Below are 11,703 nucleotides of genomic sequence, written 5' to 3' on the forward strand. Positions count from 1 at the left end.
CGCGTCATGACCGAACGGGCCTCGTCGCACGCCGTGGGAGGACGCCCGAAGGGCGACCTCGGGCGGCGGATCACCCAGCGGCGTACGGAACTCGGCCTGAGCCGGCAGGAGACGGCCACACGGGCGGGCATGGCACCGGCCTACCTCCAGTACCTGGAGGAGCGGCCGGCCGCCGACCCGGGCGCGGGCACCCTCCTGCGGCTGGCAGGAGCACTGAAGACCACGGTGTGGCACCTGACCGGCGGCGACACCGAGCTGCCGCCCGGCCTCGGCCGGGCCGCCCGCACCCCCCGGTTCACCGAGCTGACCGAGGCGGAATGCCGCTCCCTGCTCTCGACGCACGGGGTGGGACGCCTGGCCGTGCCCACGGGCTCCGGGCCGGTCGTCGTGCCGGTCAACTACAGCGTCGTCGACGGCGGGATCGTCTTCCGCACCGCGCCCGGCACGACCCCGGCACAGGCGGACGGCCACCAGGTCGCCTTCGAGGCCGACCGCATCGACGAGGCGTTCAGCGAGGGCTGGAGCGTGCTGGTGCGGGGCCCCGCGACGACGGTGACGGACCCCGACGAGGCCGCCCGTCTCGAGGAACAGGCTTTCAGCACACCGTGGGCGGGAGGGCGGCGCGACCTGTGGCTGCGTATCGAGCCCGTCGCCGTCACCGGGCGCCGGATCACGGTGATCTGAACGCGTCGCCGCCCGCACGACACGGTCGCGGAGATCCAGGAGGGTGCCGCGGCTCGCGCGCACCGCGGGGAGGCGCCACGCGGCCCTGGCGGCGCAGACCGGAGGCACGCCCGTGAGGGGTGAGACGCGATGACTCGGATCCGTGGCAGGAACGCCACCGGAGTGCGGTTGTGGCGGTGGCGGAGCAATCCGCTCCGGCGCCGCAGCGACCGCGCGGAGGCCTTGATCGTGCTCGTCGCCTGGATCCTCGCCGCCCTGGGCGGGGTGATCACGGGCCTGGCGGCGGCCGGAGCGGTGGACCGCAGCCTCGCCCGGGAGCGAGCGGAGTCGCAGGCCGTGCAGGCCGTGCTGACCGAGCAGGCGCCGAAGGCCCCGCAGGTGACGAAGGAGGGTTCCGGTGGCGACACGGTGCGGGCCACGGTGCGCTGGACCGACCCGGACGGCTCGCGGCACACCGGGCGGGCCGAGGTCGAGCCCGCCGCCGCGGCCGGGACCCGGACGACGGTGTGGACGGACCGCACCGGCGAGCTGGTCGACGCGCCCCTCGCCCCGGCGGAGGCGATGGTCCAGGCGTCCGGTACGGGCGTCCTGGCCGGTGCCGGCGCGGGCACGGCGGTATGGGTGTGCGGACGGCTCGTGCGCATGCGACTGGACCGGCGGCGTCTGGCCGAATGGGACGCGGAGTGGGAGCGCGTCGGGCCGCAGTGGAGGAAGCGGATGACCGGCTGAGCGGAGGAAGCGGTCAACCGCGGTCGCCGTGACACCGGCGCGGCTCGCTCCGGGGTGGAAGCCCCGGCCAGGCGGGGGAGGGGAGGAGGTGCCTCACGGCGTCACGGCTCCCGAGGACGCCCTGCTGCTTGGCCACCGGCAGCCGCTTGGCCGGCTCATCAGCGCTCAGATCCGGCCCCCGCTGCCGTAGGGGGCGTACAGGTCGAGCAGCCGGACACGCGACGCGTGCAGCCGGTGGGCGACCACTCGCCCGACCCAGTCCGCGATCGCACGACCGAACTCGGGGTCCTCGGCGCACATCGCCCGGACGGCCTCCGCGTCGAACTCGTAGGCCCGCACCGGGCTCAGCGCCTGCCCGCCCAGCTGCCACACGTACGGCGGGAAGTACCACGACCAGCCGACCAGCTCGCCGTGCCCCAGGGACTCGACGACAGCGGCCCGCCGGCCCGGGACACGGAGGTCGAGTGCGACCGTCCCGGTGCGCACGATCCAGAACCGGTCGGCGCGCCGCCCTTCCTCGAACAATCGGGTGCCCGCGTCGAAGGACACCTCGCGGGCCATGCGCATCAGTTGCTCGCGATGCCCGGCTGTGAGGCCCGTGGACAGGTTGGTGGTGGAGGTCATCGTCCGGCTCCCTTCAACTCCCACCCGGCCGGGCGGCGAGTCCGTGGCGCAGCCCCGCGACCCGGGCTGCTGGCTTCAGCCTGTGCCCGGTCCCTGTGGCGCACCACGGGCCGAACGGCCCCTGCGGGGGACCGACCGCCCCTCGCGTCCGGCTGCGGCGGGTGCGACGGTGAGAGTGGATCTGCACCATGCCGTGTACGAGGCGATGGGAACGATGACGATGGAACGTCCCCTGGTCGTGGGTGTCGACGGATCGAACGGCAGTCTGCCGGCGGTCGATTGGGCGGTGGACGAGGCGGCCCGGCTCGGGCTTCCCCTGCGGCTGATTCACGGATCCCTCTGGGAGCGGTACGAGGGCCTCACCCCGTCGGTTCGTCTGGGCCGCCCCGCCGGGCAGGTGGCGGCCGACCACGTCGTCGCTTCCGCGGCGGAGCGCGCCGGGCGGCGCAACCCCGATGTGAAGGTGTCCACCGGCGTCCTGCTCGCCGATGCGACGGACGCCCTGCTGCACGAGGGCGAGAACGCCACCGCCCTGATCACCGGCTCGCGGGGCCGCGGTGAGCTGAAGGGACTGCTGCTCGGCTCCGTCGGTCTGGCCGTCGCGGCGCGCGCCCACTGCCCGGTCATCGTGGTACGCGGCGACCGGGCCGGCCTGGCCGGCACCCACCAGCGGATCCTGCTCGGCGCCGGCGACCCGGCCACCGGTGATGAAGCGGCACGCTTCGCCTTCCGCGAGGCCGAGTCCCGCGGAGGTGTCCTGGACGTGGTCCGGTCCTGGCGCCGCCCGGCGCACGAATCCACCGAAGCATCCGAACGGGACCACGAGGAGCGGGCCCGCGCCGAGCTCGACGACCTGCTCCGCGACGCCGTGGCCGATCACCCCGGCGTCCGAGTGCACCGCGCCACGGTCGAGGGCCCGGCCCGCAAGGTGCTGGTGCACCGCTCGGCCGCGGCCGACCTGGTCATCGTGGGAGCACGGCGCCGGCAGGGCCACTTCGGGCTCCAACTCGGCACGGTGGCCCACACGCTGCTGCACCACGCCGAGTGCCCCGTGGCCGTCGTGCCGCGGCGCGTGAACGCGGAGTCGATCCCGTGACGGCCCGGCCCCGGGTGCTCTTCCACGGTGCAAGCCCTCAAGGGCGCCGCAGGCACCCCTCGGGCAGGGCGGCTCCGGTGCGGCACAGATGCTCGATGGCCGCGGCGAAGGAATGGCAGTCGAAGAGTGCCGAGTGCTCCTGCCCGGACGCCGGCCGGGGGAGGCCGAGCACCTGCCACAGGCGACCGACGTTGACCGTAGCCGTCTCCGGCGCGAGGGAGTTCAGCCACGGGCGGATGTTGAGGAAATGGGCGGGGAGGAAGCCGTTCTTGACCTGTTCACCGCGGGCGCGCGCCCAGCCCAGGTTCTCACCGAGAACGACCATGTCGTTCCCGTACGACAGCACGGACTGCCCCCGGCAGAAACCGAGGAAGTCACCCAGCGCCGCGGCCGGTTCGACCCCCTCGCGGTCCACCCGTTCCTGGCCGATGCCGGTGAGCCCGGTGAAGTACGCGGACAGTCGCGGATTGGTCACGGGCCGTACCAGTGCCTCGAACTCCTCGGCGACGGAGAAGTCCTCGCGCAGCCGCAGCGCCCCGATCTGCACGATCTCGCGAAGCTGCCCCGGCGCCCCCCAGTCCTGCTCGAGCGCCCCCTGCCATGACGTGAACTCGAGATCGAACACGACGAACGTACGCAAGGCGTCTCCCTGTGGCACCGGTTGCCGCCAGGCTACTCCGCGTGACAGCCGGCGTGCCCCGTCATGCACCGGGAACAGCTTCTCCTCGCGCGTCCAGGACCAGCACCGCGACGTGCAGGGACGTGCGCTGCAGCCCTGATTCCAGGTCGCAGCCGAGGAGTCGTTCGATGGTGTGGAGGCGCTGGTAGTACGCCTGCCGGGACATGCCCGCCAGCTTCGCCGCGACCGACTTGTTCCCGGCGGCCGTCAGATAGGCGCGCAGCGCGGGCAGCAGGTCGCCGCCGTTGCGGTCGTCGTGCTCGATGAGACGGGTCAACTGCCGTTCCGCATACCGCTGGAGGCGGGTGTCCTCCCGCAGGACGCCCAGGAGTTCCGGCAACCCGACATCGGCGGGCACGTAGAACCACCGCTGCGGGGACGCCGGCGTGATGGCCTCGGCCGTCTGCTCGGCCTCCTGCCACGACCGGGCGATCCCGGAGAGGTCGGTCACCCCCGGGCCGACGGCGACGACGGCTTCCGCTCCGAGTTCCTCGCGGGCGAGACGGCCGATCCGCTCGGCGACCGGCTGCCAGGCGCTGGCCTGCGCCAGTGCGAGGAGCACGCCGATCCGGCCCGGGGCCGTCTCGCCGACCAGAGCGCGGATGCCGGTCTGCGTCAGCGCCTTCGCGACCCGTTCGTCGAGGTGCTCCTCGGCGCCGGTGTACGTGTGGCGGATGACCACGGCGAAGAGGCGGTGCCCGAAGGCCGGCAGTCCGAGGGCCTCGGCGCGGGCGCGGGCGTCCGCGGGGGAGCGGAACCGGCGTTCGTACAGGTCCCGCAGCACGGAGCGGTGGGCCCGGCGCTCCCACCAGGCCGGCCCGGCCAGACGCGCCATGGTCAGTGCGACCGCCGCGCGCTCCAGGACCAGGACGTGTTCCGGGTCGGGCTCCGCGTTCAGCCGGCCCTCCAGCAGGACCAGCCGCCCCCACGGCCCGTTGTGGTCCTGCACGGGCGCGACCAGCCACCCCTCCGGGCCGCTCGGCGCGATCTTCTCCAGAGTCGGCGCGGCCCGGGAACGCCGGGACCAGGCCGACACCACCGGCTCGTACGGCCTGCCGAGCAGGTCGCACATCAGGACCCGGTGGGTGAGGTCCTCCAGCACCACGGGTGCTCCGGTGAGCTCCGCGGTGGTGTGCACCAGCTCCTCGGGACCCGCGCCCCGCAGCGTCAGGGCGGTGAAGATGTCCTGGATGTCCCTCCCGCGCCGCAGCAGCGCCCCCTGGGTGTCGAGGATGAGCGCGTGCACCGTCTGCGTGACGTCGATGAACCGGACACCGCGGGCGAGCTCGACCAACGGCACCTCACGGGCACGGCAGGCGGCCACCAGCTCCTCGGGCACCTTCCGGTAACGGTGACCGAGCTCCACGACCAGTCCGGCCGCGCCGACATCGGCGAGCTGGTCGACGTAACCCCGCAGCTCAGAGGCGTCCTGCGGATACGGCATGCCGGTCGTCAGCACCAGCTCGCCGCCCTCGAGGAAGTCGGCGGGGTTGAGCAGCTCGGTGACATGTACCCAGCGCACCGCACGGTGCAGCTGTGACTCTCCGGCCAGAACGCGCGGCATCCCCTCGGTGAGCACAGGCAGGCGCAAAACCTCCGCGATGGTGAGGAAGTGCCCGCTTACCAGGCGTCTGGGCGGCATAGGGGGTGCTTTCTTCCGAGGGATGCGGGGCCACCTTCGCACCGGCCCATCGCGGTGACAAGAGGGGGGATAGCACTTTCCAAAGGCTGGACGCTCGCCGTGACAGACCGTCTCAAGAAGGCCGTGAGGTGGAACAGAGTGTGGGTTGACCTGCGGGTTCGCTCGGTCGAAAGTGAACGCCATCCCCAGCGGGACACGGACCGGAAGAGTCCGCACGGCGTCCGCTCGGTGCTGGGGGCACTACTGCCACCCATGCCACCCCCGGGGAAAGGAGCGACCTCATGCGCCGCATCCCGAAGCGCGTCGCCGTCATCGGCACCGGCAGCATGGGCAGCCAGGCCATGTGGCGACTGGCCGCCCGCGGAGCCGAGGTCATCGGCTACGACCGGTACGCGCCGGGTCACGACCGCGGCGCGGCCGGGGGCGAGACCCGCATCTTCCGCGCCGTGCACCTCGGTGACCCCGGGTACATTCCGCTGCTGCGGCTCGCCGACCGGATGTGGGACGGGCTCCAGCGCGAGACCGGCTTCCCGCTGCGCCGTCGCGGCGGATGCCTGGTGATGGGCGAGACCGAGTCCGCGTCCATGCGCCTCCTCCTCTCCGCCAGCACCACCCACCGGCTGGACCACGACGTACTGGACCGGGAGGAACTCGCCCGTCGCTACCCGCAGCACCGCCTCCCGGACGGGCACACGGCCGTACTCGACCGGATGGGCTCCATCATCAGGCCCGAGGCGTCGATCCAGGCCGCCGCCACCCGCGCCGAGCAACTGGGCGCCCGGCTGCACCGCTACACACCGGTGCGCGAGATCGCCCCGGCGGCAGGCGGCGGGGTGCACATCGTCACCGACCACGGCACGGACCACGTGGACACCGCGGTGGTGACCGTCGGCCCGTGGGTCAACACCCTGCTCCCGGACCTTCCGCGGACGGTCGACATCCGCAGGCTCATCAGCTCCTGGCACATCCCCACCCGCCACGACTGGTTCGCGGGCGGAGCACCCGCCTTCGTCCGCAGCACCCCCCACGACTGCTACGGACTCCCGTCACCCGATGGCATCTCCGTCAAGCTGGGCCTCTCCTACGCCCGCTACCTGCCCGTACCCGACCCCGAGCGGCTCGACCGCACGGTCCGCCCGGAGGAACTCGCCACCTTCCGCGAGCTCATCGCGGAGCTGATGCCCGACCTGAACCCCGACCCCATCAGGTTGTCGGTCTACATGGAGGGCTACACCGCCAGCGGCAACCCGCTCGTCGGTCATCTCCCCGGCGAGGACGACATCGTCGTCATGGCCGGCTTCTCCGGCAGCGGCTTCAAACTCTCGCCCGCCATGGGCGAGATCGCCGCCGACCTGGCGCTCGACGGCACGACGGACCACCCCGTCGGCTTCCTCGCACCGGCCGGCGCCGGCGCCGCCTGAACACGAACCGAACCGGATTCCGTTTTCCCCGAACCCCTTTTTCGAGAACACACACGTGGAGCCCCTCATGAGCGACCCCTCGTTCCGGCCGAAGTACGTCTCGTTCGACTGCTACGGCACGCTGATCGAATACCCGATCACCCCCATCACCCGTGAACTGGTGGGCGATCAGATCCCCGCCGAGCAGTGGGACCAGTTCGTCCGGGAGTTCCGCGGCTACCGCTACGACCAGGTCCGCGGCGAGTACTACGCCTACGAGCAGGTGCTGCAGGACTCCTTCGAGCGGGTCTGCCGCAAGTGGGGCCTGAAGGCGGACCCGGACGCGGGCAGGCGGTTCGCCGACGGCGTGCGCAGCTGGGGCCCGCACGCGGACGTGCCGGAGCCGCTGAAGACGATGGGCGAGCACTACGAGCTGGTGATCCTGTCCAACGCGGACGACTCCTTTCTCGCGGAGAGCGTGCCCCGGCTCGGGGCGGACTTCCACGCGGTCTACACCGCGGAGCAGGCCGGCTACTACAAGCCCCGGTACGCCGCGTTCGAGTACATGCTCGACCGGCTCGACGCGTCCCCCGAGGACTTCGTGCACGTCTCCTCGCACACCCGCTACGACCTGATGCCGATGCACGACATGGGCTTCCGCAACCTGGTCTACCTGAACCGCGGCTACGACCCCGTGACCCCCGGCTACGACTACGTGACGGTGAAGTCCCTGGACGACGTCAACCGCATGCTCGGCATCTGAACTCCCCATCCCTCCGTACGGGATCCGTACGTCCCCGCGTCACGGATTCCCCGTACCCCCAGCGAAATCCAGGAGGCTCTGCCATGGAAGACAACCGGATAGGACGCAGAACCGTACTCCGCACCGCAGGTGCGCTCGCCGCTGCCACGGCGGTGACCGGATGCGGCACTCTCCTGGGCTCCGGCGAAAGCCGCAGCTCAACGAGTGGCGGCGGCAAGAAGAAGATCGTCGTCAGCAACAGCGGTGGCGCCTACAACGACGCTCTCACCAAGGCGATCTACGAGCCGTTCGCCAAGGAGACCGGTATCACGGTCACCACGGTCAACTACCAGTCCGCGCAGGTCATCGCCCAGGTCAGGCAGGGCCGGCCGCAGGTCGACCTGATGGACAACACCCTGCTGATCTTCCAGAAGATGGCCCGCCTGGACTGTCTGGAAGCGGTGGACTACGACCGGCTGAAGAGCGTCAAGGGCGCCGGGATCGCGGAGCACCAGCTGCCGGAGCACGCGGTCGGCAAGAACGTCTGGGCGAGCCTGATGGCCTACCGCACGGACAGTCTGAAGCGCGCACCGAAGAGCTGGGCCGACTTCTGGAACACCCACTCCTTCGCCGGTCAGCGCTCGCTGCAGAGTGCTGAAGCGGACTACCCGGAGCTGGAGTTCGCGCTGCTGGCCGACGGGGTGCCGCTGGACAAGCTGTACCCGCTCGACCTGGACCGGGCGTTCGCCTCGATGTCGCGCATCCGCGGCGAGGTGAAGAAGTTCTGGAACACCGGCGCCCTCCCGGCGGTGCTGCTGGGCCGCAAGGAGGTCGTCATGACCAGCCTGTGGAGCGGCCGCGCGGACGAGTTGATCAAGCAGGGCCAGCCGGTCGCCTACCAGTGGAACGGCGCCCGCAGGCTCACCAACGGCTGGGGCATCCCGAAGGGCGCGGACAACACGGACGCGGCCTACAAGCTGATCGACTTCTCCCTGCGTCCCGAGGTGCAGGCGGCGTTCGCCAAGCTCTTCCCGCAGGGCCCGGTCGTCCCGGCGGCCACCAAACTGCTCTCGGACGACGTCCTGGCCACGCTGCCCACCTCGCCGCAGAACCTGAAGACCGGGTTCGACACCGATGTGGCCTGGTGGGACAAGAACCTGGAAACGGTCACCGAGCGCTGGCGGGAGTGGGCCGATGCCTGAGCGGACCCAACTTCTCGCCTCGGCCCTGGCCCCCGGGTCCCACTCGCTGACCGGTAAGTCGTTGTCCGTGACAGGCCTGCGGAAGTCCTACAGCGGGACGACGGTGGTCGACGGTGTGGACATGGAGATCGCGGCGGGCGAGTTCGTCACCTTCCTCGGCTCCTCCGGTTCAGGGAAGACCACCACACTGATGATGCTCGCCGGGTTCACGGAACCCGACTCCGGCAGCATCGCCGTCGACGGGCGGGACATCACCAGACTCAACCCCGGAAAGCGCGACTTCGGTTTCGTCTTCCAGCAGTACCTGCTCTTCCCGCACATGACGGTCACGGAGAACGTCGCCTTCCCCCTCCAACTGCGCGGAGTATCCAAGGCGGAGATCCGCCGCCGTGTGGGTGAGACCCTGGAGGCGGCGGGCCTGTCGAAGTTCGCCGGCCGCAAGCCCCGCGAACTCTCCGGCGGGCAGCAGCAACGCGTGGCCCTGTGCCGGGTGCTGGTCTACCGCCCGCCGATCGTGCTGATGGACGAACCGCTGGGCGCGCTGGACAAGAAGCTGCGCGACCAGATGCAGACCGAGATCAAGTCCATCCAGCGTGAACTCGGCCTGACCGTCGTCTACGTCACGCACGATCAGGAGGAGGCCCTGGTCCTGTCGGACCGGATCGCCATCATGAAGGACGGCCGCATCGAGCAGTTCGACACCCCCCGCGGCCTGTTCGAACGCCCCCGCACCCCGTTCGTGGCCGACTTCCTCGGCGCCGCCAACTTCCTCACCGGCAAGGTCGAGGACGGCGGGGGAGACGACTGCACCCGGGTACGCCTCGACACCGGCGGCGTGCTCACCGCCCGCGCCCACCCCTGCATGCCCGGACAGAGCGTGCGCGCCGCGGTGCGGCCGGGCAGGCTCCGCCTGGTCAGCGCCGAGGAGAGCTGTTGTACCGGCACGGTCGAGACGGCCGTCTACGTCGGCTCGCTGACCCGGATCACGGTCCGTCCGGACGGTGCCGCTCCGGGGACGCCGCCACTGCGGATCGAGACCGCCGGCGTCCCGCCGCGCACGGGCGAGCGGGTCTGTGTCACCGCCGACCGGGACGACGTCAGCGTCTTCGACGCCACGGACGGGGGGTGAGCCGTGGCCGGCACCGTTGTCGCACCCACCAGGGTGCGTGTGAAGACGTCCGAGAAGCGCGGGCACCGCTCCCGCGTCGCCCTGGTCAACGCCGTCCCCGTCACGGTGTTCCTGCTGGTGCTGTTCGTCTACCCGATCATCGGGGTGCTCTCCCTCAGCCTGGAGGGCGACAGCGGCGGCTTCACCCTCCACTGGTACTCCGACGCCCTCAGCGGCGTGAACCGCTCGGTACTGATCTCCACCCTGCGGATCTCCGCCGAGACCGCGCTGCTGAGTCTGCTGGTGGGTTTCGTCCTGGCACACGCCATCGCCCGGATGCGGCCCGTCTTCGCCGCCCTGGCCATGCTGATCGTCGTCGTACCGCACTTCATCAGCGCCCTGGTCCGCACCTACGGCTGGATCATCATGCTCGGTGAACACGGCCTCATCAACACCCTGCTGACCTCCGTACACGCCCCCGGCGCACCGTATGCGCTGCTGTACAACGAGACCGGCGTGGTCATCGGCACCACCTCCGTCATGCTCCCCTACACCGTCCTGGTCCTGCAGGGCGTGATGCGGGGCGTCGACGGCCGGCTCCTGGCCGCGGCGGCCGGCTTCGGCGCGACACGGCTGACGATCTTCCGCCGCATCTACCTGCCGCTCGTGGCGCCCGGAATCGGCACGGCAGGGCTGCTCAGCTTCATCCTCTGCCTGGGCTACTACATCACCCCCGCCTTGATGGGCGGCGACAAGCAGACCGTCGTCGCGGCGCTCATCGACCAGCAGGTGATGAAGCAGGACCGGTGGAACTCCGCCGCCGCCTTCGGCGTGATCCTGCTGCTGCTCACCTTCGCCGGCCTCGGTGTGCTCGGCCTGGCCAAGCTCCGCCGCAGGAAGGCGCACGCACGAAGGAGCGGCTCATGATGGAACTGCCTCCCACCCGGGCCGGACACATCGGCCGCGGCCTGAGCGCCACCGCCATCCTGCTCTTCCTGGCGATGCCGATCGTCATCATCCTGGTCACCTCCTTCGGCGCGGACGGCATCGGCACCTTCCCGCCCGAGCAGTACAGCACCCGCTGGTACGAGCAGATGGCCGCTCCCGGCGGCAACTGGGCCACCTCCATCGCCCTGTCGAGCCTGGTCGCCGCCCTGACGACGGTGTTCTCCCTGATCCTGGGCGTCACCGCCGCCACCGCCCTGGCCCGTGGCCGGCTGCCGCTGCACGCGGCGGTCTACGGACTGGTCCTGGCCCCGATGCTCATCCCCCAGGTGGTCATCGCCCTCGGCCTGTTCCTCTTCTTCGAACCGGCCGGCATGCTCGGCAGCCCCCTCGCCATCGCCCTCGGGCACACGGTGCTCGCCGCACCGATCGCGATCCTCATCATGATCTCCACCCTGAAGGCCATCGACGAACGACTCGAAGACGCCGCCGCCAGCATGGGCGCCAGCCGGATGACCATCGCCCGGCGCATCACCTTCCCCCTGGCCACCCCCGGTCTGATCGCGGCAGCGGTGTTCTCGTTCATCACCAGTTTCGACGAGTTCTTCATCGCCCAGTTCCTGTCCACCCCCGACACCCGCACCCTGCCGGTCCTCGTCTTCAACGCCCTGCAGTTCGACGTCGACCCGACCGTCACCGCGGTCAGCGCCGTGCTCATCGCCCTGGCCGTCCTGGCCCTCGCCCTGGTCGCCCTCGTCCGCAAACTCGGCGGCCACCGGGGCGGCCAGAACGCCCTCCCCGTCGAACCCCTCACCTGAGCCCCGCGCCGGACGGGCCGCGCTACCGCTGACA

Annotated in this window: 12 protein-coding genes; 9 read left to right on the top strand and 3 right to left on the bottom strand. The window is 71.2% G+C overall.

Annotation, left to right across the window (positions count from 1 at the left end; genetic code table 11):
- Positions 1 to 6: 6 nt before the first annotated feature.
- Both ACFU3E_RS05000 and ACFU3E_RS05005 read left to right on the top strand, forming a co-directional pair.
- Positions 7 to 684, top strand: a complete 678-nt coding sequence (locus ACFU3E_RS05000; protein ID WP_384152169.1) for a helix-turn-helix domain-containing protein — start codon at positions 7 to 9, stop codon at positions 682 to 684.
- Between the two features lie 129 nt (positions 685 to 813).
- Positions 814 to 1,413, top strand: coding sequence for a hypothetical protein (locus tag ACFU3E_RS05005; RefSeq protein ID WP_384152172.1), 600 nt, complete (start codon positions 814 to 816; stop codon positions 1,411 to 1,413).
- 165 nt (positions 1,414 to 1,578) lie between these two features.
- On the opposite strand, the gene ACFU3E_RS05010 is transcribed toward ACFU3E_RS05005, so the two are convergent.
- Complete coding sequence (locus ACFU3E_RS05010; RefSeq protein WP_384152176.1) at positions 1,579 to 2,037, bottom strand: cyclic nucleotide-binding domain-containing protein; 459 nt, start codon at positions 2,035 to 2,037, stop codon at positions 1,579 to 1,581.
- Between the two features lie 220 nt (positions 2,038 to 2,257).
- Between ACFU3E_RS05010 and ACFU3E_RS05015 the strand changes: the two genes are divergently transcribed.
- Positions 2,258 to 3,133 carry a universal stress protein gene (locus ACFU3E_RS05015; RefSeq protein WP_384152179.1) on the top strand — a complete coding sequence of 292 codons (876 nt, stop codon included), beginning with the start codon at positions 2,258 to 2,260 and terminating at the stop codon, positions 3,131 to 3,133.
- A gap of 37 nt (positions 3,134 to 3,170) precedes the next feature.
- On the opposite strand, the gene ACFU3E_RS05020 is transcribed toward ACFU3E_RS05015, so the two are convergent.
- A complete protein-coding gene (locus ACFU3E_RS05020) occupies positions 3,171 to 3,773 on the bottom strand; it encodes an exonuclease domain-containing protein (RefSeq protein ID WP_384152182.1) in 603 nt (200 codons plus the stop codon).
- Between the two features lie 61 nt (positions 3,774 to 3,834).
- Complete coding sequence (locus ACFU3E_RS05025) at positions 3,835 to 5,454, bottom strand: PucR family transcriptional regulator (RefSeq protein WP_384152185.1); 1,620 nt, start codon at positions 5,452 to 5,454, stop codon at positions 3,835 to 3,837.
- 281 nt (positions 5,455 to 5,735) lie between these two features.
- Here ACFU3E_RS05025 and solA point away from each other — a divergent pair, with 281 nt between their 5' ends.
- From solA to ACFU3E_RS05055, 6 genes are all read left to right on the top strand, one after another.
- Positions 5,736 to 6,875 (top strand): N-methyl-L-tryptophan oxidase, encoded by a 1,140-nt coding sequence (solA, locus tag ACFU3E_RS05030; RefSeq protein WP_384152188.1) that lies wholly within the window; start codon positions 5,736 to 5,738, stop codon positions 6,873 to 6,875.
- A 67-nt stretch (positions 6,876 to 6,942) separates the two neighbouring features.
- Entirely contained in the window at positions 6,943 to 7,617 is a 675-nt protein-coding gene (locus ACFU3E_RS05035; protein WP_384152191.1) for a haloacid dehalogenase type II, read from the top strand.
- 83 nt (positions 7,618 to 7,700) lie between these two features.
- Entirely contained in the window at positions 7,701 to 8,798 is a 1,098-nt protein-coding gene (locus ACFU3E_RS05040) for an extracellular solute-binding protein (RefSeq protein ID WP_384152194.1), read from the top strand.
- Positions 8,791 to 9,927, top strand: coding sequence for an ABC transporter ATP-binding protein (locus ACFU3E_RS05045; protein ID WP_384152197.1), 1,137 nt, complete (start codon positions 8,791 to 8,793; stop codon positions 9,925 to 9,927). The genes ACFU3E_RS05040 and ACFU3E_RS05045 overlap by 8 nt, the downstream gene beginning before the upstream one ends.
- 3 nt (positions 9,928 to 9,930) lie before the next feature.
- Complete coding sequence (locus tag ACFU3E_RS05050) at positions 9,931 to 10,833, top strand: ABC transporter permease (RefSeq protein WP_384152200.1); 903 nt, start codon at positions 9,931 to 9,933, stop codon at positions 10,831 to 10,833.
- A complete protein-coding gene (locus tag ACFU3E_RS05055; RefSeq protein ID WP_384152203.1) occupies positions 10,830 to 11,669 on the top strand; it encodes an ABC transporter permease in 840 nt (279 codons plus the stop codon). The genes ACFU3E_RS05050 and ACFU3E_RS05055 overlap by 4 nt, the downstream gene beginning before the upstream one ends.
- Positions 11,670 to 11,703: the final 34 nt, after the last annotated feature.

This window comes from Streptomyces sp. NPDC057424 (assembly GCF_042803315.1).
Taxonomy (GTDB): domain Bacteria; phylum Actinomycetota; class Actinomycetes; order Streptomycetales; family Streptomycetaceae; genus Streptomyces.